Source organism: Kaistella yonginensis (genome assembly GCF_030409525.1).
GTDB classification, from domain to species: Bacteria; Bacteroidota; Bacteroidia; order Flavobacteriales; family Weeksellaceae; genus Kaistella; species Kaistella yonginensis.
Genome location: NZ_JAUFQB010000023.1, coordinates 1 through 517, shown reverse-complemented (window position 1 = coordinate 517; position 517 = coordinate 1). Strand labels below are relative to the sequence as shown.

General features: G+C 45.8%; 1 pseudogene. It reads right to left on the bottom strand.

Annotated features, from left to right (window positions below):
• Positions 1–14 precede the first annotated feature (14 nt).
• Positions 15–517: pseudogene (locus QWY78_RS09195) on the bottom strand (IS1595-like element ISBbi1 family transposase); the annotation flags it as partial.

Here is a 517-nt window from a genome sequence, read left to right as displayed (position 1 = left end):
TTCTGATTATCCGTTTATGCACCTGTTATATTCGCAATTACTAGTCTGTCAAAGAGTTTGTCTCCAAAATACCGTCTGTTTAATTTGTAAATAAACTCGTTGAGATACAACTGTAAGTATTTCCTTTTGATTTTATGGTAGTTGCCCAGCAATGTCCGTTTTGCATTACTGATTGCGATATGCACCCATTTGAGTGTTTCCTTGGTGGTTTTGGCGTCTGATTTCTCGGTGACGTGCAATTCCACCAGATCGGAGATGTCAACGTAAGAAGTGCTTTTGTCCGAAAATACGATGGCATCATCCTCCATGCAGTCCCTGACCACGCCGTTGATTCCTTCACTTTGATGGCTATCCAGTACCCTGGCCTTGAAATAACGCACATGCTTCTCCTTTTTGCCCGTTTCGATATCTTCCAACGGGGTGCTTTCGGCCATCACCGCAACGTTCTGCTTTCCCTCGGCTCCCCGGCCACGTGTACCCTTGCCTCGCTCGATTTCCTTACTGGCCACCGAAAAGT